We start from the raw sequence: 631 nt of genomic DNA on the forward strand, positions 1-631 counted from the left end.
TATTAAGCAGGGTGTCGCCCGTCAGCGTCGCCTTGCCGAGCGTGGAGAGTGTGCCGCTGTTTTCAATGGCGTTAGCGCTTATCTGGCTGTCGCCGCCGCTCACCAGCGTGCCCTGATTCAACAATTTACTGGGAGACGTCGTCGCATTGAGCGCCACTGAAATACCGTGGTCGCCTTGAATGCGCCCGGTATTGATCAACTGGTTGCCTTGCAACACAAGCGCGTTTGCTTGCCATTCGCCCTGATTCACCGACCGTGCAGCGTTGAACGTCGCCAGCCCGGCAGAAAGCAGTTTGCCGTTCTGCCGGTTGGTCAAACTGTCGCCGATACTGAGCGTCAGCGCATCCAGCCCTAGCACCTTACCCTGATTATCCAATACTGCCGCATTAACACCGACCTGACGCCCTTCCAGTGATCCCGCCTGTTGCACGTTATTAGCGGTCACCTGTACTGTGCCGCTGCCGCCAATCTGGCTGCGGTTATCCAACTGATCAATCAGCGTCAGTTGCAGGTCGTCAACGCCGAGCAGTTGGCCCTGATTGAGGGCAGAAAGTGCGGCGATCGCCAAGCGCTGGCTGCTGATGTTACCGCTGTTTTCCAGCGTCTGGTTCAGGCAGAGTGAAGGCGTGTC

1 protein-coding gene is annotated in these 631 nt (G+C 57.7%); it reads right to left on the reverse strand.

Features of this window, described 5'->3' with window-relative positions; genetic code table 11:
• Window positions 1-631: hypothetical protein (locus J5224_RS33760; RefSeq protein ID WP_264629231.1), on the reverse strand; the 631-nt coding region annotated here is incomplete at both ends.

The sequence above is a fragment of the Candidatus Symbiopectobacterium sp. NZEC135 genome, assembly GCF_025962695.1.